This window comes from Bordetella tumulicola (genome assembly GCF_054779135.1).
This window is the reverse complement of the sequence record NZ_BAAGYU010000010.1, coordinates 127,189-146,141: the sequence shown is the minus strand read 5'-3', so window position 1 is coordinate 146,141 and position 18,953 is coordinate 127,189. Positions and strand designations below refer to the sequence as shown.

The following is an 18,953-nucleotide window of genomic DNA, read 5'->3' as shown; positions in this document are numbered from 1 at the left end:
CGCTTATTGGTGCCTATGACAGCCTCAATTTCCCGCGCGCTTGGCCAGTTCATCCATGACGGCAGATTCGACGACCTACCTCGAGACGTCGTCGATTTGGCCAAGGCCTGCCTGCTCGATTCGCTGGCCACCGCGTATGCGGCACGCAGCCTGCCGGTCCCTGGCATTGCCCGTCGCTTCGCCGGACAAAACGCAGGCGGGGCGGTCATCATCGCCGGAGGCCAGCGCGTACCCGCCGTCGATGCTGCGTTCATCAACGCCACGTTGGTCAACGGCTGCACGCACGATGATTTCTTGTACAAATCGCACCCCGGCGCAGTGGTGATTCCAGCGGCTCTGGCGATTGCCGATGAACGCGCGTCCTCGGGCAAAGAGGTCCTGACGGCGATCGTGCTGGGCTACGACTTGGTCGCGCGCGCCTATCTGGGCGGCCCTGATATGCTGCCGGCATTTCGGGCGACGGGCGTGGCCGGGGCCATCGGCGCGGCCGGCGCGGCCGCCAGACTGCTGGGCCTGACCGCCACGCAAGCCGCGCATGCACTGGGTTGCGCCGCGATGTTCGCATCGGGATTTGGCGAAGGCTTTCGGTCGGGTACGACGGAAGTAAAACTGAACGTGGGTTGGGCCTCCCGCAGCGGTGTCTCAGCAGCCCAATTGGCACAGGCCGGCGCCACCGCGTCGCCCAGCATATTCGAAGGCGAATCAGGCTATTACCAGGCCTATGCGCGAACGGCGCAGCAGGCGGGTGCGTCCATTGAACAATTGGGCAAACGGTTTCTGATCGAAGACACCGTCTACAAAGAACGCCCAGTCTGCATATTTGTGCAAACGCCGGTACATCTGGCCCATCAGTTGGCGGTTCAACATCAACTTGATGCTCATCGCATTACGCGCGTTACCGTGCGTGCCCCGATGCTGACATTGACCAATCCCGGTTACCAGAACGTAGCGCCTTATGCATCGCCCCTGAAGGCGCGCATCAGCGCCCGCTTCACCGTGGCCGCGGCCCTGCTAGGTCGACCCATCGACACTTACGCCTACTACGACCAGACAGACGACAGTCAGGTCCTTGGTCTGGCCGACAAAATCCATTTGCTTGATCCCTCGCCTGACCAGCAAGGCCGGGTCGATGTCGAAGTGACCTGCAATGACCTCACCTATCGCGCGTCGGGCCTGGAAATGGATACCTTGCGTCCGACAACAGACAAGGTTATTGCCAAATTCCGGCGGCTGACGACTGACCTGGCATCCGAAAAATCCGAACGCCTGCTGCAAACCGTGTTGAGCCTGCAGGATCTGCCACATATCGATGAGCTGACTTCACAGTTGGAGACCCTGTGACGTCGGCTTTGCTTGTCGATGATTCCCTCCCCACAACTACCACGACAGGAATGAATCATGAATCCTATCCGCATCCTTTCAGCAAGCTTGGCGGCCATCGCATGTGCCGCGGCCACTGGGGCTCATGCCGCGTATCCCGATAAACCGATTGTGCTAGTGGTGCCCTTTGCACCGGGCGGATCGACAACCGTGGTCGCGCGCGCGGTCGCCGAACGCGCCCAGCAATTGCTGGGCCAGCCCATCATCGTGGAAAACAAACCCGGTGCGGGCAGTGTGGTGGGCAGTAACTTCGTGGCCAAGGCCGCGCCCGATGGCTACACCTTGCTCGTCGGGCAAACCGGCTTTGCCGTCAACGAATCGCTCAGAAAAGACCTACCCTACGATACGCTCAAAGACTTCACGCCCATCGCACTGCTGGCCGACCACCCCGGCGTTTTCCTGGCGCAAGCCCAAAAACCCTACGATACGTTCGAGCAATTCATTGCCTACGCTAAAGCCAATCCGGGCAAAGTGACGTACTCATCGGCCGGCGTCGGCAGTTGGCCCCATCTGTCCATGGCCATGTTCGCCAATGATGCCAATCTGTCCTTGGTCCACGTGCCCTATCAGGGAACGGGCCCTGCGAAAGCCGATCTGGTAGCGGGCCGAGTTGACGTCAAGATCGAGGCCTATGCGACGTCGCGCGCCATGGTGGAAGACGGTCGCCTGAAAGTCCTGGCGGTCACCAGTACGGAGCGCGCCGCCGAGTTGCCCGACAAACCTACCATCGCCGAATCTGGTTATCCCGATTACGAAACATCGTATTGGATAGGTGTTCTCGGGCCCGCGGGGTTGCCGGCCGACATCGTATCCAAACTGCAGCAAGCCTTTACGACGGCGGCAAAAGATCCGAAGGTAATCGCCCAGATGGAACAACAAAGTATCGTGCCACGCGGACTGCCGGCCGCCGATCTGGATGTGCTGCTCAAAAAAGAAATCACCAAATGGCAAAAGGTCATCGAGGCCAGCAACATGGAAAAGCAATAAGGAATCCGATTCATGCGTGCTCGCCTCGACACTGCTGCCAGCAACACCTGCTTGGCCTATCAGCTGGATGATTTTTCCGACGGTTGGCTCAACGCACCGCACGTCATGCTGCTGCATGGTATCGCCGAATCGGCAGCGGCATTCAATGGCTGGGTGCCGCATCTGGCTCGCCAGTACCGCGTCATCCGACCGGATTTACGAGGGCACGGCCAATCCGCCGCACTGCAAGCACACGAAACGCTTTCGGTGGCCAGTTTGGCCGACGACGTTCAGCAACTGGCCACCGAGTTGCGCCTTGAACGCGTCCATGTCGTGGGTGCCAAGTTGGGTGCTCAGGTCGCGCTGGAGCTCGCCCAGCGCCAAGTGCCATGGATGGCCTCGCTGACGTTGGCCGGTGTGCTGATTTCCCCAGCGGCTGCATTGAGCAAGTGGTTGGGACAATGGAATCAACTGCTCGACGAAGAGGGAGTCGAGGGCTGGGCACGCGCCACTATGCCGGGCCGCATGGGTGGTGCACTGCCTTCCGAGGGACTGGCGTGGTGGACACAATACATGGCCAACACCTCGGCCATAACCGTCAGGGCCTGCTTCCAACTGATCGCGGCGTCGCAAGAACCGAGAGCACTCGAACAGATACGGTGTCCCACCCAAGTCATCGCGCCGGTACAACCCGGACCATCCAGCCAGTTCAATCAACAACCGTCGCTCGACGAAATCCGTAGATGGCTCGCGCGCGTACCCGACGCAAAGCTGGTCGAGCTGTCCGCCGATTCATATCACATTGCCGCCACGCATCCAGATACCTGCGCGACGTTGACGGCCCGCTTTATCAAGGAGCAAACATCATGATGGGATGGCGAGGACGCATCGGCTTTCTGGTGCCACCCGGCAACCCGACTGTCGAACCTGAAATGATGCAATTGACGCCAGCAGGCGTGTCGCTGCACTTCACCCGCATGGTCGCGCATGGCAACACGGGCGCGCACGAAGGGCAAGAAGAACGCAACCGTGCGCAGATCGCTCATCTGGACGAAAACGCCGCCTTGCTGGCCATGGTCAAGCCCGGCGTCATGGTGATGGCGCACACCGCGACCAGCTATACGTTGGGCAAGGACGGCGAAGCCACCCTGATCGATCGCATGCAGCGCGAACACCGCATCCCGTTCATCACGGCATTCGGCAGTGTCGTGGCCGCCCTGGCGCACCTGGGAGTACGACGCGTCGCTTACGCTACACCGTACAACGAACAAGTCACGGCCCTGGGCAAGGCTCATCTGGAAGCACACGGGCTGCAGGTCGTCGCGCACGGCATACTGCCCGGCGTGAAAAATATCTACGACGAAACTCCCGAGCGCGCCTACCAGTTGGCGCGTCAGACCGACTGCGCCGACGCACAGGCCGTGTTTCTAAGTGGCGTCGGCATGCCCACGATTGCCGTGCTCGACAAACTGGAACAGGATCTGGGCAAGCCGGTGATATCGAGCGCGGCGGCCATGATGTGGAACGCGCTTCGTACTATCGGTGTGTGCGAACCGCTGCAACATGGCTCTTGCCTGCTGACAGGTATTGCACCGACCGGCACACAGGAAATCAAATCATGATTCGATATTTATCAGAAGACGACGTCCGCCAACTACTGACCATGCAGGACGCCATGGAGCAAGTCGAACGTGCGTTCACGGCACACGCGCAAGGCCAGGCGTTCGACGTGCCGCGCGTGCGTACGCGACAACCTGGCGGTCACTTGCATATTCTGCAAGCCGCGGCGCCTGAACTCAATTTCATCGGCTACAAGGCGTATTACATCCAGCCCGATAAATCGCGAACCTCGCTGCTGCACTTGATCAACATGAACCAGGGTAATCTCGAGGCCATCATCCAGTCCGACTGGCTGGGACAAATACGGACTGGCGCAGCCACCGCCATAGCGTTACGCGCGCTGGCTCGCCAGGACTCCCGCGTACTGGGACTGTTCGGATCGGGACGCCATGCGCAGACACAGCTCGAAGCCGCTTGCGCGGCCCACGCACTAAAGGAAGTCAAGGTTTTCGGACGTGATATGCAGCGCGTGCATGCGTTCTGCACCAAAATGGCGAAAGCGACCGGTGTCAACGTCCGGCCCGCACAGTCGCGCGAAGAGACCGTTAACGGCTCGGACATCATCCTGACGATCACACGCAGTAGCGAGCCCTTGTTCGACGGACACTGGCTTGAGCCCGGTCAATGCGTGGTAGCTGTTGGGTCCAATGCACTCGACCGCCGCGAAATAGATACCCAGACCGTACGACGCGCCGACCTGATCGTGGCCGATTCGGTACAAGTCGCGCAGCATGAATCAGGCGACCTATTGAGCGCCTACGAAAACGGTTTGATCTATTGGGAGAACCTGGCCAGCTTGGGGCAGGTGTTGACCGGCCTGCGTCCCGGCAGGACGCGCGACGATCAGATCATCCTGTTCGAGTCACATGGCATGGCGTTGCAGGATATCTATGCCGGCGCGCGCATTCTTGAACTGGCGCGCAACCGCGGCATGGGCCAAGACCTGCCCATCGGCGCCCGATAACGCCAACAGGTCCGCACATGCATCATTTCGATTGCGCCGTCATCGGTGCCGGCGTCGTGGGTCTGGCGATCGCGCGCGAGCTCGCGCTGGCGGGCCGTGAAGTCGTCATTCTCGAGGCCGAGCAGACGTTCGGCACCCAGACCAGCGCGCGTAATTCCGAAGTCATCCATGCCGGCATATCGTACCCGGCGACTTCGCTAAAAGCCCGGCTATGCGTACAGGGCAAGAATGCTCTGTACCAATACTGCGCCGAACGCGGCATCGGCCACGCGCGCGTTGGCAAACTCATCGTTGCCACCGAGACGGGTGACCTCGCCGGCCTGCAAGACTATGTCAAACGCGCGCGAGATGCCGGCGTTGGCGACTTGCGCATGATCGACCAGCACGAACTGGCCGACCTGGAACCAGAAGTTCTCGCGTCCGGCGCAGTTCTCTCGCCGTCGACAGGCATCGTCGACAGCCATGGCCTGATGCTGGCGTTGCTGGGTGACGCGGAAAATGCCGGCGCAATGCTGATCGCCAACAGCCCGGTACTGGGCGGCGAAATCACATCCGACGGCATCGTACTGCGCCTAGGCGGTGCGCAACAAACGGAAATCCAGTGCGCGCACGTCGTCAACAGTGCGGGCCTGTACGCCGCACGGGTCGCAGCCAGCTTGAAGAACCTGGACAAACGTCACGTGCCGCGCATCCACTATGCACGAGGTCGCTACTACACGATGAGTGGAGCGTCGCCGTTCCGTCACCTGGTTTATCCCGTGACTCGGGAAGCCACCATGCGCGTACATGTGACACTGGATCTGGCAGGACAGTGCCGATTCGGCCCGGATCTGGAATGGATAGACGAGGTCGACTACCATTTTGGCGACGAGCGCGAAGCGCTATTCTATGCGGGTATCCGGCGCTATTACCCGAACCTTCGTGACGGGACATTGCAACCCGGCTATACCGGCATCCGGCCGCGACTTGCCGGGCCAGACGCACCGCTGCATTCCGGCGCCGAGGATTTCCGCATCGAAGACGCCAGCCATCACGGTGCCCAAGGATTGGTAAACCTCTTCGGCATCGAATCTCCCGGACTCACTTCCGCGCTGGCGTTGGGGGCATATGTGCGAGATCAGGTGACGCTAGCATAATAGTGTTCTAGATCATTGAAAGCTGCGTCGCGCCTGCGTGACTGACCGCCCCCACTAAAATTGAAACTAAATGTATTTCTATTTAGAGAAAACCAACTCGTAAACATGGGTATCCACGACACAAGGCCGAGCAGGAACGCGTTGGCGTCTACAATGGGCCGTTATCTAGAAAGACTGGGCTCTGACCCTGACCCACTATGTCTATCGCTCAACCGACTTACGAAAAGGCTTATTCTGACCAGCGCTTTTGGCGCAAGGCGACGCGTCATGCGTCAGCCGCAGGCCGACAAGCCCTGGAAAAAGCCCTGTGGCTGTACTACTCCGTAAAAAATCCCGACACACCCAAGTGGGCGCGCCGGGTCATCTACGGTGCGCTGGGCTATTTTGTGTTGCCGCTGGATGCCATCCCGGACTTGGCGCCGCTAGTGGGCTACACCGATGACCTGAGCATCATGACAGCGGCGCTCGCCACGGTGGCGTACTACATCAATGACGACGTCAAACAACAGGCTAGCGACAAGCTGCAAAACTGGTTTGGAACGTCAGAAAACACCGACGCAACGCCTACCAATCGTTAATGGTGCCTCGTGCCGCCGCAATGACGGCCCCCCAGACATCTCCTGCCTGGCAAGCTCACTGGTTGGCCGAGACCATACGCCTGCGCGAAGAGCATTGGGGTCCCCTCGAGGATGCCGACGCCATACGCCAGGCACGCAATGGGCCTGACACCCTCCAAGGCCGCATTGTGCAGCGCGCCCATTTGCTGGGCCACCGTGAGGGTCTCACCGAACTGATCGTGCGCTGGCGCCAAGGCGCCTTCATCAGTTTGTTGCTGTTACTGCTAATTGCCGTACTGGCCGGCGTAGGCTCGGCAGCAGGCGCCTTGGGCGACGGGGCACGCCCCGTCAATGTGCTGTGGGCCATCGGGGCGCTGTTGGGGCTGCATCTGCTGACGTTTGTACTGTGGCTGGCCTCCTTTCTGGTGCGACCGAGCCACGCCACCGGTCTGGGAAGCTTGTGGCTATGGGCGACGCGCAAATTTGCACGCGGGCCCGATGCCGCCCTGGTCCCGCAAGCCCTGATGAATCTGTTGGCACGCGCGGGGGCCTTGCGCTGGCTGTTCGGCGGGATCAGCCACTCGCTGTGGCTGGCCGGCCTGCTCGCCGCCCTCGTTACCCTGCTGGTCATGCTGTCGACCGCCAGTTACCGCTTCGTCTGGGCGACCACGTTATTGCAACCGGACACGTTCGTTTTTCTGACGCGCGCACTCGGTTGGCTGCCCGCGCAATTCGGTTTCGCTATTCCCGCCGAGGAGATCGTGCGCGCCAGCGACAATAGCCAGCCCCTGCCCGCTATCGCGCAAGCACAATGGTCTGTCTGGTTGATCGGCGTCATCGCAATATATGGTGTGTTGCCCCGGCTTCTCGTCTGGTTGCTTTGCCTGATACAAACCGTCCGTGCGCAGCGCCGCTTGCAAATCGATCCGGCCTTGCCGGGCTACGCCGCGTTGCGCGACCGCCTACTGCCCGTCGTGCAATCCAGCGGCATCGACCGCCCCGTCGACCCGCTGCATCAGCCACACGTCAATGCGGGCCGACTGATTGACCAGGGCGCCCTGGATCAACTAAACAATCAGCCGCTATTGGTCGGTCTGGAATTGCCTGGCGATCTGGCATGGCCACCCACCGATCTCCCGGACGGCGTGTACGACGGCGGCAACCTGGACTCGCGCCAACAACGCAATCGTTTACTGGATGCACTGGCGCTGGCTACGACGCCGCGGTTGCTGATTGCGTGTGACGCCCGGCAAACGCCTGATCGCGGAACATTGGGCCTCATCGCCGCCCTGGCCGACAAGGCCGGGCAAGCACGCGTCTGGCTCTGCGCGGGCAGCGATCCGGCTCCGTCGCCCGAGCGCCTTCAAACCTGGCAAGACCGCTTGACCGCCGCGGGCATGGCGGCGACAGACATTTTGCGCGACGCCGACCAACCCCTGCGCTGGCTGGAGACGGGCCATGGCTGACTCGATGCTGAAAATCGCCGTCGTCGGGCACACCAATACCGGCAAGACATCCTTGCTGCGCACCCTGACACGCAATAGCGGCTTTGGCGACGTAGCCGACAGCCCGGGAACCACACGCCATGTCGAAGGCGCGCGCCTGAAACTAGACGGCAAGCCCGTGCTCGAATGGTTCGATACGCCCGGCATGGAAGACAGCATTGCCTTGCTGGAATACCTGGAGCGACTCGATGATCCGGCGTCTCGCCGGGACGGGCCCGGCCGTATTCGGCGCTTTTTGGACTCTCCGGAAGCGCATCGACGCTATGAGCAGGAAGCACGGGTGCTCACCAAAATGCTGGACTGCGATGCGGCCCTTTATGTCATTGACGCCCGCGACCCGGTGCTCAGTAAACATCGTGACGAATTGGCGTTGCTGGCCGCCTGCGGCCGCCCCTTGCTGCCAGTATTGAATTTCGTCAATGCACCGGCGCATCGTGCCGATGAATGGCGCGATGCCATGGCACGCTTGGGATTACATGCGGCGCTGGAGTTCGACACCATCGCGCCCCCGCTCGATGGTGAACGTCAGCTATATGGCAAATTAGCCGTCCTGCTGGATCGTCATGCAGAGACCTTGCGCCGCCTTTCCGACGCGTTGGCACGCCAACGCAACGAGCGCAATCAGGCCGCCTGGCAGTTAGTCGCTAATCTGTTGGTGGATGTGGCGGCGCTGCGCCTGGCGAGCCCGGCCGATGACGACGCCTTGCAAACGCACGCCGCCACCCTACGCGAGCAGGTCCGCAATCGCGAACAAGCCTGCGTGGATGCCTTGCTGGCGCTGTACAACTTTCGCCGCGACGATTACGCCGAGGATGACCTGCCGCTGACGGATACGCGCTGGGGAATGGACCTGTTTCACCCTCAAGCCCTGAAAGACATGGGAATTAAACTTGGCACCGGCATGGCCGCGGGCGCTATGGCGGGCGCCGCCGTCGATATGCTCAGTGCGGGACTCAGCCTGGGCACCGGCATGCTGATCGGCGCGACCGCCGGCGGCCTGTGGCAAGGCGCAGAGCGCTTGGGCGGACGCATCCTGGGAAAACTGCGCGGCTATCGTGAAATCACGGTGGACGATGCGGTGCTGCGTCTTTTAGCGTTGCGACAACGTCAGTTGATTGACGCACTGGAGCACCGGGGTCATGCCGCGCGTGACCCCGTGCGCCTGAACCAGCCCGCCGACCAAGCCTGGCGCTCCGGCCGGCTACCCGACGCACTAAAAGAAGCCCGCAGCCGCCCCGAATGGTCCGCCCTCGGCAAAGGGCACGAGGACGACGAACGCCGCAAGCGCGTCGTGGCCGATCTGGCCCGTGCCCTGGCAACGCCAGACAGCACATCTTAAGCGCCGTACAAACAGTGTTTTTCACTGATCGCAACCACGTACTAACCCCAAGCTCAAACGGTTGACGCTTAAAGCATTGCATCTATAAGATTCGACATGCCTTGGCACACCTATCCTGGGCCAGGAAACAGAATCACCTGAGGTCAGGTCTATCGTGAGCTCGCCGTCCGATGCAGTGATCGCCGTTAATGTTGCGCCCCCCTTTGCGCACGCCGTCGTCCGCCGCCTACCGCGCGCCCTCACATCGTAGTTAGCAAGACGCCGAGCCCCCGGCCTGAATCAACCTATAGGGGCGGGGGCCCTCACTTCTGTCGCGCAATCCGCGCACAACACGGAGCACAAAGGGCTATGCTTATCAAACCACTTCTCAAGCATTCGGCGCTGGCGCTGGCCATTTGCGCCGCAACACTGGCCGGCACGGTACAGGCCAAAACCCTACGATGGGCCTATCAGGGCGATGCGACCTCGATGGATCCCATGGCCTTGAACGAAACCTTCACGCTCGGTTTTCAAGGCAACATCTACGAGACCCTCGCGGGCTACGACGGAGACATGAAGCTGGTTCCGCTACTGGCGGAGAGCTGGGAAAACCCCGAGCCGACGAAATGGATCTTCAAGCTGCGCAAAAACGTCAAGTTCCATGACGGCTCCCCCTTTACCGCCGACGATGTGATCTTCTCCTGGAAACGCAGCCAGACCCCCGGCTCGGACATGAAGGCCTATGGTTCCAAAGCCTCCGAGATCAAAAAGATCGATGACCACACCATCGAAGTCATCACCCCGACACCCAATCCGATTCTGCCGCGCGAGTGGACCTTTCTCTACATCATGAGCAAATCGTGGTCCGAGAAAAACAAGACCACCGAGGCGACCAACGTCAAGGGTGATAACCAGGGCAACTACGCCAATCTGCATGCCAACGGCACCGGGCCCTTCATGCTGACGGAGCGTCAGCCCGACGTGAAAACTGTCCTCAAACGCTACGATGGCTATTGGGACAAAAACATCAAGACCAACGTCGACGAAGTCATCTTCCAGCCCATCACGCAAGAAGCCACGCGCGTCGCGGCATTGATCTCGGGTGAGATGGACATCGTGCAGCCAGTGCCGGTGCAGGACTGGAAACGCCTGGAAGACGCTCCCGGCGTCAAACCGCTGACCGAACCGGAAGCGCGTACGGTCTTCATCGGGATGGATCAACACCGCGACGAACTCCTGTACTCCAGCGTCAAGGGCAAAAATCCCTTTAAAGACGCGCGTGTCCGCGAGGCCGTCGTCCTGGCGGTAGACATCGAAGCCATCAATAAGAAAATCATGCGTGGTGCCGCCAAGCCCCTGGGTTCGCTCGTCGCCACGGCGGTCAACGGCTATGACGACTCGTACGGCGCGCCGTACAAGCCTGATCCCGAAAAGGCCAAAAAACTGATGGCCGAAGCCGGCTATGCGGACGGCTTCAGTGTCACGCTGGATTGCCCCAACGACCGCTATGTCAACGATGAAAAAATTTGCCAAGCCGTTGCCGGCATGCTGGCACGTATCGGGATCAAGATCAATCTGCTCGCGCAGACGAAATCAAAGTATTTTGGCAAGATCCTGCTGCAGGCCGGCAACGACACCAGCATGTATATGCTCGGTTGGACACCGAGCTCGACCGATGCCCACAACGTCCTGTTGAACCTGACCTCGTGCCGCGACGCCAAGACCGCGGCCGGCCAGTTCAACTTGGGCGGCTATTGCAATCCCAAGGTCGATGAGCTCACCGCCAAGATCGGCGTGGAAACCGATCAGGCCAAACGCGATGCCATGATCAAAGAAGCCTTTGAGATCGTGCGCAAAGACTATGGCTACCTGCCGCTGCATCAACAGCCCATGTCCTGGGGTATCAAGGACAAACTGGAAGTCGTGCAACGTCCTGACGATGTACTGGACTTGCGCAACGTCGTAATGCCTTAAAACGCCAGCCCCGGCGAGGATCGCGGACGGAGCCATCCGCCCGCGATCCCCGTATCCTGCCTATCCGGTTGCTCTCACGGAAGCCTTCCATGCTTGCTTTTATCGGGAAACGCTTACTGCAATCGCTCCTGGTCATGCTGACCGTTGCGCTGATTGCGTTTGCCATGTTCCGCTACGTCGGGGATCCCATCGTCAGCATGGTGGGACAAGACACCACTGAAGCCCAGCGCGCCGAGCTACGCGAAAGCTTGGGGCTAAACGATCCATTCATCGTGCAATATGCGCGCTTTGTCGTCAATGCCGCACAGGGCAATTTCGGGATTTCCTATCGCCAGCGACAACCGGTCAGCGATCTGATCGAACAACGTCTGCCGGCGACCCTGGAGTTGTCATTCGTCTCGGCTCTGATGGCGCTCGCCTTTGGCATTCCCATGGGCATCTACACCGCATTGCGACGCCATGGGGTGCTGTCGCGCGCTTTTATGGCGCTATCGCTCGCAGGTATCTCATTACCCACTTTTTTGATTGGCATCCTGCTCATCCTGGTGTTCAGCGTGCAGTTGCGCTGGCTACCCAGTTTCGGACGCGGCGAGGTCATTTCCATCGGCGGATGGACCACCGGCTTGCTCACGCCATCCGGACTGGCCGCGCTGATTCTGCCATCCATCACGCTCGCGCTGTTTCAGATGACGCTGATCATGCGACTGGTACGCGCGGAAATGCTGGAGATCATGCGCGCTGACTTTATCAAGTTTGCCCGCGCGCGCGGCTTGCCTCAGCGGTTGATCAATTTTCGCCATGCGCTCAAGAACACCCTGGTGCCCGTCATCACCATCACGGGTTTGCAATTAGGCTCCATCATCGCCTTTTCAATCATCACCGAAACGGTGTTTCAGTGGCCTGGCATGGGCTTGCTGTTCATTCAAGCGATCGGCACCGTTGATATTCCGGTGATGTCCGCCTACCTGGTGCTCACTGCGTTCTTCTTTGTCTTGATCAATCTCATTGTCGACATCTTGTATGTCGTTGTCGACCCGCGCCTGCGCGTGCAAAGCAAGTGAAGGAACATCCATGATTGCCCGCCTGGCTCCTCTGTTTACCCGCGCGGCAGACAGCGACCTTTGGTATAGCTTCAAGCGCACACCCAGCGCCGTGATATCGGCCATCGTCACGCTGGCCATCGTCGTGGGCGCCCTGTGCTCCCCCCTCATCGCGCCGCACAATCCCTTCGACCTGGCATCGCTGAACATCATGGATGCCAATACCCCGCCTGTCTGGCATCCTGACGGCAGCGCAGACTTCGTACTGGGCACGGATGACCAGGGCCGCGACATTCTGTCAGCCATCTTATATGGATCGCGAGTCTCACTCTTTGTCGGCTTTGCGTCGGTACTGTTTTCAATGGTGTTGGGCGTGTCGCTGGGGCTCATTAGCGGCTACATCGGTGGTCGCGTCGACAGCATCATCATGCGTATCGCGGATGTGCAGTTATCGTTTCCGGCGATTTTGATCGCACTGCTGATCGATGGCGTCGCGCGTGGCCTCTTGCCACGCGACATGCATGATCAACTGGCCCTGTATGTGTTGATCTTCGCCATTGGTATCTCGGGTTGGGTGCAATATGCGCGCACCGTGCGCGGCTCGACCATGATCGAGCGCAACAAGGAATACGTGCAAGCGGCCAAACTGATAGGCATTGGTCCTTTAACGATTTTGCGCCGGCATATCTTGCCCAATGTCATGGGACCCGTCCTCGTGATCGCCACCATCCATCTGGCGATCGCCATCATTACCGAGGCCACGTTGTCATTCTTGGGAGTCGGCGTACCGTCCACCTCGCCCTCGTTGGGCACCCTGATCCGCATCGGCAACAGTTACCTGTTTTCGGGCATGTGGTGGATTTCTATCTTCCCGGGGATTGCCCTGGTCGCTCTGGTGCTGTCGGTCAACCTGCTCGGTGACTGGCTACGCGACGCACTCAATCCCAAGCTGCGCTGAAGGACTGTCATGGCATTACTCGATATAGCCAACATGCGAATCGAATTCGCCAGCCGGCGTGGCACGCTGGTGGCAGTGGAGGGCGTCTCGCTCAAGCTGGATCGCGGTGAGATTCTGGGTGTGGTCGGCGAATCGGGCGCCGGCAAATCCACCATCGGCAACGCGGTGATCGGTTTGCTCGAATTCCCAGGCCGCTTGGCGGATGGGGAAATCCATCTCGATGCCCAGCGTATCGACAACTTGCCTGAGCCCGACAAACGCAAAGTCCGCGGGCGCCGCATCGGGATGATCTTCCAGGATCCGCTGACCTCGCTCGATCCGCTGCAAACCGTGGAAAGCCAGTTGGTGGAAACCATGCTGGTGCATCTGGATCTCAGCCATGCCCAGGCTCAACAGCGCGCCGTTGAACTACTCGAACAAGTCGGCATCGACCAGCCCGATTTGCGGGTCAAACAATATCCTCATCAGTTCTCTGGCGGCATGCGCCAGCGTGTGGTGATTGCGCTGGCGCTCTGCTGCGAACCCGAAATCATCATTGCCGACGAGCCCACCACTGCACTGGATGTCTCGATCCAGGCGCAAATCCTGGATCTGCTGCGCAAGCTGTGTAGAGAAAAACAAGTCGGCATGATCATCATCACACACGATATGGGGGTGATCGCCGATATCACCGATCGCGTGGCCGTGCTCTATCGCGGCAAACTGGTCGAGCAAGGTCCCACCGCCAAGATTTTGGGCAATCCCGACCACGCCTACACACGTAGCCTGATTTCCGCCGTTCCGCGGCCGGATATCAAACTGCATCGCTTTCCGCTGGTCACCTATATCGAGGACGTCAGGACACCCACCAAGCCCATGGATATCGCGACACACTGGCTGGGGCAGCGCCGTGATTTCGGTGAGAACGCCGGCGGCCCCCTGGTGCAAGTGCAGGATATTGGCATGCGCTTTATCCTGAAGAACGCCTTTCTGGCGCGCAATCGGCGCACGCTGGATGCCGTCAAACACGTCAATCTCTCGATCTCGCAGGGCGAAGTCTTTGGCCTGGTGGGTGAATCGGGCTCGGGCAAATCGACCATGGCGCGCTTGATCAGCGGCCTGTACACACCCAGTAGCGGGTCAGTAGTATTCAATGGCACCAATCTCACCACCCTGAAAGACGACAAGCGTATGAACGCCTTTCGTCGTCAAATTCAGATGGTGTTCCAGGATCCCTTTTCATCGCTCAATCCCCGCATGCGGGTGTTGGACATCGTTGCCGAGCCTATCCGCTTTCATAAGCTGGCCGACAGCGAGGACCAGACGCGCGGCATTGTGTCCGACTTGCTCGACGTAGTCGGGCTGGGCGCGGCCGCCGCTCGCCGCTATCCCCATGAGTTTTCAGGGGGGCAGCGCCAACGTATCTGCATCGCCCGTGCGCTCGCGACTCGACCGCGTTTTTTGATCTGTGACGAGCCCACGTCGGCATTGGACGTGTCTATCCAGGCGCAGATTCTGAATCTGCTGAAAGACCTGCAAGAGCAGTTGGGCCTGACCATGCTGTTCATCAGCCACGATCTGCCCGTCATACGACAGATGTGTGATCGCGTCGGGGTAATGCGCCACGGCGAATTGCTGGAAGTCGGCGAGACGGAAACGCTCTTCAATACCCCACAACACGAATACACCCAACACTTGCTGGGCCTCATGCCACAACTGCAGCTGATGTCACGCAAAGGACTCGAGATCGAGTCGACCGCAGTTTAAGGTGATTGATGTCTTTCGGTTGATGTTTCAGTCGGCGTCTGGCGGTTAGTCTCGCAGTTGATTCCTGCGGTTGACGTCTTGCGCGTGGCCGCTTGCGCCTGATGCCTCACCCGCTGCGTCATACGAGGCGCGACGGTGGCATCCGCCTACCAACGACCGGACGCGCCGCCCCCGCCACTGCGACCGCCGCCGCCGCCAAACCCGCCACCAAATCCGCCTCCGCGACGCCCTCCGCCGAAACCGCCACGGCCACCGCCAAATCCCCCGCCAAACCCACCTCCACCACCACCGCCGCGGCCGAGCCATTTTCGAATGAGCGTCTTGATCCCTAACACGCCCAGCAACCCGCTCAGGGCAAAGCCAGCGATGCCGCCGACAATGACGGCCGTCATTGTCCCAAACATCATCCAGGCGATCACCGCCGCACCCACGCCAGCAAATAGCGACGATGCGCCGAGTATCAAGACAATAAGCCCCATTGCCAGGGGCAAGACCGCATCGGTGCCCAACTCATTGAGGAAGTCGGACTGCGCGCCATCGGACCGTTTAGCAGGGGGGGGCAGGGCCTCGCCATCAATCAGTTTCTGGATCGCCGTCACACCGGCTTCGACACCGCCGGCATAGTCACCTTCCCGGAAGCGCGGCACGATTTGCTCGCGAATGATGCGACCCGACAGCGCATCGGTAATCGCGCCTTCCAGGCCATAGCCGACTTCGATACGCAAGGTGTGATCGTCTTTGGCCACGATCAACAACACGCCGTCATCGGTCCCTTTGCGTCCCAGTTTCCAGGCGTCAAAGACACGCGTCGCAAACTGCTCAATCGTGTCCGGTCCCGTCGTGGGAACGATCAACACGGCAACCTGCGCGCCTTTGCGTTGCTCCAATGCCGCCAGTTGTTGCTCCAGCGCCTGGCGGCGAGCCGCGTCCAATGTGCCCGTCATGTCGGTAACACGTGCCTGCAACGTCGGCACGGCGCTGATCGCGTCGCTCGGCGTTGCGGCCGGCGGCGTTGCAGTCGGTGTAGCGCTCGGTGTTGTTGTTGGCGTCGTCGTCGTTGCAGAGCCCGTCTTCGTCCCTGCGCCTGTCGTCGCACTGGGCGACGACGGCCACGGCATGACGACAGACGGCACCGAATCACGCTGCACCGGCGTGGGCAGGGGCTGCGCCCCCACTGGCACGCTGGCCAGCATGCCGCACATCGCCACGCCTCCCAGCCACTGACCGATACGAGCGACTGACAACCGCATCAACGACAACGACATTTTCCGCGTGACGATACGCAACGACACCGAGCTCGTTATCACGGGCTTACTGCGCAGGCGCGGGCGTCGGGGCCGGCGCAGGTGTAGGAGCGGGTGCGGAATTCGACGCATCGTTGCTGAAGCGAATTTCTGGTGGGCGCGAAATCGTTGCCTCGTTTTCGACGCCGAAATTGGCCTTGGGCGCATAACCCAGTACCTTGGCCGTGATCACAGCGGGGAACTGGCGCACCAGCACGTTGTAGGCCTGTACCGACTGCACGTAGCGGCCGCGCGCGACAGAAATGCGGTTTTCCGTTCCCTCGAGTTGGGTCTGCAAATCGCGGAACAAGCCATCGGCCTTGAGCTGTGGATAGTTTTCCGACACGGCAATCAGGCGCGACAACGCAGAACTCAACTGGCTTTGCGCCTGTTGAAAGCGCTCCAGCATCGCCGGGTCTTCCAATTGATCCGCCGTGATCTGTATGGTGCCTACTTTGCTGCGCGCCTCGGTAACCTGGGTCAGGACCTCACGCTCGTGTGTCATATAGGCATCGACCGACTTGACCAACTGCGGTACCAGATCGGCGCGCCGCTGGTATTGGTTCAACACTTCGGACCAGGCGGCCTTGACCTGCTCATCTGCAGCCTGAATGCTGTTGTAACCGCAGCCCGATAACAAGGCGGCAACCAGCGCCAGCCAAGAAAGCCCCAACCAACGGGATATTGTCATTGTGTCCTCGTTCCTTTTCTATAAACACGACAAAACGGCACAAACAGCGGCGGCGCGCCACCATGCAGTCCATTCAACGCCGTCATTACAGCAGGTCAGGTCCACTTTGCCCAGCACACTGTGTAACGCCCCCTATCGCTTGTTACTTGGCGTAGCGTGGCCTTGAGCTACAATGCTTGTCGTGTGCTTAGCCAATCAGCGCACATTCGTTGGCGTATCCCTGCCACGCTTGGCCCCACCCTAACGCGGGGCCATTCCTTTATCTCCTCACCCGTATGCCTTGATTGGAGTCTCTCAACTTGAGCGACAGGCTGCCGCTGGAGTTGTTTTGACTGCCACTGTTTCTTTTGCCGACCTCGGGCTGGCCGATCCCCTTTTGCGCGCCATTGCCGAGACCGGCTATACCGCGCCCACCCCCATTCAGGCGCAAGCGATCCCCCAAGTCCTCAAGGGCGGTGATCTGCTGGCCGCCGCGCAGACCGGTACCGGCAAGACCGCCGGTTTTACGCTGCCCATCCTGCATCTGTTGATGCAAAATACGCCCGCGCTGAAAAAGCCGGGCCGGCCGCGCTGCCTGATCATGACCCCCACGCGTGAACTCACCGCCCAGGTCGCCGAATCAGTGCAAACCTACGGCAAGCACACGCCCCTGACGTCGATGGTGATGTTCGGCGGGGTCAACATCAACCCGCAGATCAGTGCACTCAGAAAACCAGTAGACATTCTGGTGGCCACGCCTGGCCGTTTGCTGGATCATTGCGGGCAAAAAACCGTCGATCTGTCTGGCGTCGAGATTCTGGTGTTGGACGAAGCCGATCGCATGCTGGATATGGGCTTTATCCGCGACATCCGCAAAGTGCTGGCCTTGCTGCCCAAACAGCGCCAGAACCTGCTGTTCTCGGCCACCTTCTCGGACGAGATCCGCAGCCTGGCGCGCGGCGTGCTGAATAACCCGGGCGAAGTCTCGGTCACCCCGCGCAACACGGCCACCGAACTGGTCACGCAGACCGTTCACCTGATCGAACAGCACAACAAACGCGACTTGATCAGCCACATCATCCGTGAAAGCGGCTGGCACCAGGTCCTGGTATTCACCCGCACCAAACACGGCGCCAACCGGTTGGCCGAAAAGCTCGTGAAAGACGGCCTGACCGCCGCCGCGATCCACGGCAACAAGAGCCAGGCCGCACGCACCCGTGCCCTGGCCGGCTTCAAGGACGGCAAGGTCGCCGTGCTGGTCGCGACCGATATCGCCGCACGCGGCCTGGATATCGACCAATTGCCCCAAGTCGTGAACTTTGAGCTGCCCAACGTCCCCGAAGACTACGTGCACCGCATTGGCCGTACCGGCCGTGCCGGCGCAACAGGCGCGGCTGTCTCGTTGGTCGACAGCAGCGAAATCAAGCTCCTCAAGGGCATTGAGCGCGTGATCGGCAAAACCATCGAGCGTCGGCCTGTCGAAGGCTGGACACCGCCGGCCGGCAACAGTGCCGCGACCTACGAGCGCGGTGAACGCGACGAAGACAACCGTCAGCCTCGTCGCCAGGGCGCGCCCCGAGGCGGCAATCGCAATGGTGGCGGCAACGCAGAGCACCGTCCAAGCCGCCCCGGCCAAGGACCGCGCCAAACGCCTGCCGCTCGTGGCGACCGCCCGGCCAATGGTCATCGGCCGGATCGTGGGCAGGCGCAATCGCCTCGCAGCGCCGAGGGTAACGGCCGTCCGTCAGGTCGTCCCGCAGGCGCCGGTCGTCCTGCAGGATCAAATCGTCCTGCGGGCGCTCCCCGCGCGGCGCTGCTGGGCAAGTAATATTCGTA

The 18,953-nt window shown here is 60.5% G+C and carries 16 protein-coding genes; 14 read left to right on the top strand and 2 right to left on the bottom strand.

Going from position 1 to position 18,953, the window contains the following annotated elements:
• The first annotated feature begins 15 nt into the window (after window positions 1-15).
• From ACYVDM_RS17905 to ACYVDM_RS17845, 13 genes are all read left to right on the top strand, one after another.
• Window positions 16-1,341 carry an MmgE/PrpD family protein gene (locus tag ACYVDM_RS17905; RefSeq protein ID WP_415787320.1) on the top strand — a complete coding sequence of 442 codons (1,326 nt, stop codon included), beginning with the start codon at window positions 16-18 and terminating at the stop codon, window positions 1,339-1,341.
• A 57-nt stretch (window positions 1,342-1,398) separates the two neighbouring features.
• Window positions 1,399-2,367, top strand: coding sequence for a Bug family tripartite tricarboxylate transporter substrate binding protein (locus tag ACYVDM_RS17900; protein WP_415787318.1), 969 nt, complete (start codon window positions 1,399-1,401; stop codon window positions 2,365-2,367).
• Between the two features lie 12 nt (window positions 2,368-2,379).
• A complete protein-coding gene (locus ACYVDM_RS17895) occupies window positions 2,380-3,216 on the top strand; it encodes an alpha/beta fold hydrolase (RefSeq protein WP_415787316.1) in 837 nt (278 codons plus the stop codon).
• Window positions 3,213-3,968 carry a maleate cis-trans isomerase family protein gene (locus tag ACYVDM_RS17890; protein ID WP_415787314.1) on the top strand — a complete coding sequence of 252 codons (756 nt, stop codon included), beginning with the start codon at window positions 3,213-3,215 and terminating at the stop codon, window positions 3,966-3,968. The genes ACYVDM_RS17895 and ACYVDM_RS17890 overlap by 4 nt, the downstream gene beginning before the upstream one ends.
• A complete protein-coding gene (locus tag ACYVDM_RS17885; protein WP_415787312.1) occupies window positions 3,965-4,930 on the top strand; it encodes an ornithine cyclodeaminase family protein in 966 nt (321 codons plus the stop codon). Before ACYVDM_RS17890 ends, ACYVDM_RS17885 begins: the two co-directional genes overlap by 4 nt.
• A 17-nt stretch (window positions 4,931-4,947) precedes the next feature.
• Window positions 4,948-6,066 (top strand): NAD(P)/FAD-dependent oxidoreductase, encoded by a 1,119-nt coding sequence (locus ACYVDM_RS17880; protein ID WP_415787310.1) that lies wholly within the window; start codon window positions 4,948-4,950, stop codon window positions 6,064-6,066.
• Between the two features lie 197 nt (window positions 6,067-6,263).
• Entirely contained in the window at window positions 6,264-6,644 is a 381-nt protein-coding gene (locus ACYVDM_RS17875) for a YkvA family protein (RefSeq protein ID WP_415787308.1), read from the top strand.
• 20 nt (window positions 6,645-6,664) lie between these two features.
• Complete coding sequence (locus tag ACYVDM_RS17870) at window positions 6,665-8,089, top strand: DUF2868 domain-containing protein (RefSeq protein WP_415787306.1); 1,425 nt, start codon at window positions 6,665-6,667, stop codon at window positions 8,087-8,089.
• Window positions 8,082-9,467: a GTPase/DUF3482 domain-containing protein gene (locus ACYVDM_RS17865; protein ID WP_415787304.1), complete on the top strand. Its 1,386-nt coding sequence runs from the start codon at window positions 8,082-8,084 to the stop codon at window positions 9,465-9,467. The genes ACYVDM_RS17870 and ACYVDM_RS17865 overlap by 8 nt, the downstream gene beginning before the upstream one ends.
• A gap of 348 nt (window positions 9,468-9,815) precedes the next feature.
• On the top strand, window positions 9,816-11,420 hold the full coding sequence (locus ACYVDM_RS17860; RefSeq protein ID WP_415787302.1) for an ABC transporter substrate-binding protein: 1,605 nt from the start codon (window positions 9,816-9,818) through the stop codon (window positions 11,418-11,420).
• Window positions 11,421-11,509: 89 nt separating this feature from the next.
• Entirely contained in the window at window positions 11,510-12,481 is a 972-nt protein-coding gene (locus ACYVDM_RS17855) for an ABC transporter permease (RefSeq protein ID WP_415787300.1), read from the top strand.
• Window positions 12,482-12,491: 10 nt separating this feature from the next.
• Window positions 12,492-13,418: an ABC transporter permease gene (locus ACYVDM_RS17850; protein WP_415787298.1), complete on the top strand. Its 927-nt coding sequence runs from the start codon at window positions 12,492-12,494 to the stop codon at window positions 13,416-13,418.
• A gap of 9 nt (window positions 13,419-13,427) precedes the next feature.
• Window positions 13,428-15,164, top strand: coding sequence for a dipeptide ABC transporter ATP-binding protein (locus tag ACYVDM_RS17845; protein ID WP_415787296.1), 1,737 nt, complete (start codon window positions 13,428-13,430; stop codon window positions 15,162-15,164).
• 146 nt (window positions 15,165-15,310) lie between these two features.
• On the opposite strand, the gene ACYVDM_RS17840 is transcribed toward ACYVDM_RS17845, so the two are convergent.
• Window positions 15,311-16,471, bottom strand: coding sequence for a TPM domain-containing protein (locus ACYVDM_RS17840; protein WP_460475433.1), 1,161 nt, complete (start codon window positions 16,469-16,471; stop codon window positions 15,311-15,313).
• Between the two features lie 4 nt (window positions 16,472-16,475).
• Window positions 16,476-17,138, bottom strand: a complete 663-nt coding sequence (locus ACYVDM_RS17835) for a LemA family protein (protein ID WP_415787290.1) — start codon at window positions 17,136-17,138, stop codon at window positions 16,476-16,478.
• A 328-nt stretch (window positions 17,139-17,466) separates the two neighbouring features.
• Here ACYVDM_RS17835 and ACYVDM_RS17830 point away from each other — a divergent pair, with 328 nt between their 5' ends.
• Window positions 17,467-18,945 (top strand): DEAD/DEAH box helicase, encoded by a 1,479-nt coding sequence (locus ACYVDM_RS17830; protein ID WP_415787288.1) that lies wholly within the window; start codon window positions 17,467-17,469, stop codon window positions 18,943-18,945.
• Window positions 18,946-18,953 lie beyond the last annotated feature (8 nt).

What these genes read in the sequence shown, in the direction of transcription:
- ACYVDM_RS17900 (WP_415787318.1), top strand. Translation starts at nt 1,399, where the DNA reads ATGAATCCTATCCGCATCCTTTCAGCAAGCTTGGCGGCCATCGCATGT.
- ACYVDM_RS17890 (WP_415787314.1), top strand. Translation starts at nt 3,213, where the DNA reads ATGATGGGATGGCGAGGACGCATCGGCTTTCTGGTGCCACCCGGCAAC.
- ACYVDM_RS17885 (WP_415787312.1), top strand. Translation starts at nt 3,965, where the DNA reads ATGATTCGATATTTATCAGAAGACGACGTCCGCCAACTACTGACCATG.
- ACYVDM_RS17850 (WP_415787298.1), top strand. Translation starts at nt 12,492, where the DNA reads ATGATTGCCCGCCTGGCTCCTCTGTTTACCCGCGCGGCAGACAGCGAC.
- ACYVDM_RS17895 (WP_415787316.1), top strand. Translation starts at nt 2,380, where the DNA reads ATGCGTGCTCGCCTCGACACTGCTGCCAGCAACACCTGCTTGGCCTAT.
- ACYVDM_RS17835 (WP_415787290.1), bottom strand. Translation starts at nt 17,138, where the DNA reads ATGACAATATCCCGTTGGTTGGGGCTTTCTTGGCTGGCGCTGGTTGCC.
- ACYVDM_RS17880 (WP_415787310.1), top strand. Translation starts at nt 4,948, where the DNA reads ATGCATCATTTCGATTGCGCCGTCATCGGTGCCGGCGTCGTGGGTCTG.
- ACYVDM_RS17870 (WP_415787306.1), top strand. Translation starts at nt 6,665, where the DNA reads ATGACGGCCCCCCAGACATCTCCTGCCTGGCAAGCTCACTGGTTGGCC.
- ACYVDM_RS17855 (WP_415787300.1), top strand. Translation starts at nt 11,510, where the DNA reads ATGCTTGCTTTTATCGGGAAACGCTTACTGCAATCGCTCCTGGTCATG.
- ACYVDM_RS17905 (WP_415787320.1), top strand. Translation starts at nt 16, where the DNA reads ATGACAGCCTCAATTTCCCGCGCGCTTGGCCAGTTCATCCATGACGGC.
- ACYVDM_RS17865 (WP_415787304.1), top strand. Translation starts at nt 8,082, where the DNA reads ATGGCTGACTCGATGCTGAAAATCGCCGTCGTCGGGCACACCAATACC.
- ACYVDM_RS17875 (WP_415787308.1), top strand. Translation starts at nt 6,264, where the DNA reads ATGTCTATCGCTCAACCGACTTACGAAAAGGCTTATTCTGACCAGCGC.
- ACYVDM_RS17845 (WP_415787296.1), top strand. Translation starts at nt 13,428, where the DNA reads ATGGCATTACTCGATATAGCCAACATGCGAATCGAATTCGCCAGCCGG.
- ACYVDM_RS17860 (WP_415787302.1), top strand. Translation starts at nt 9,816, where the DNA reads ATGCTTATCAAACCACTTCTCAAGCATTCGGCGCTGGCGCTGGCCATT.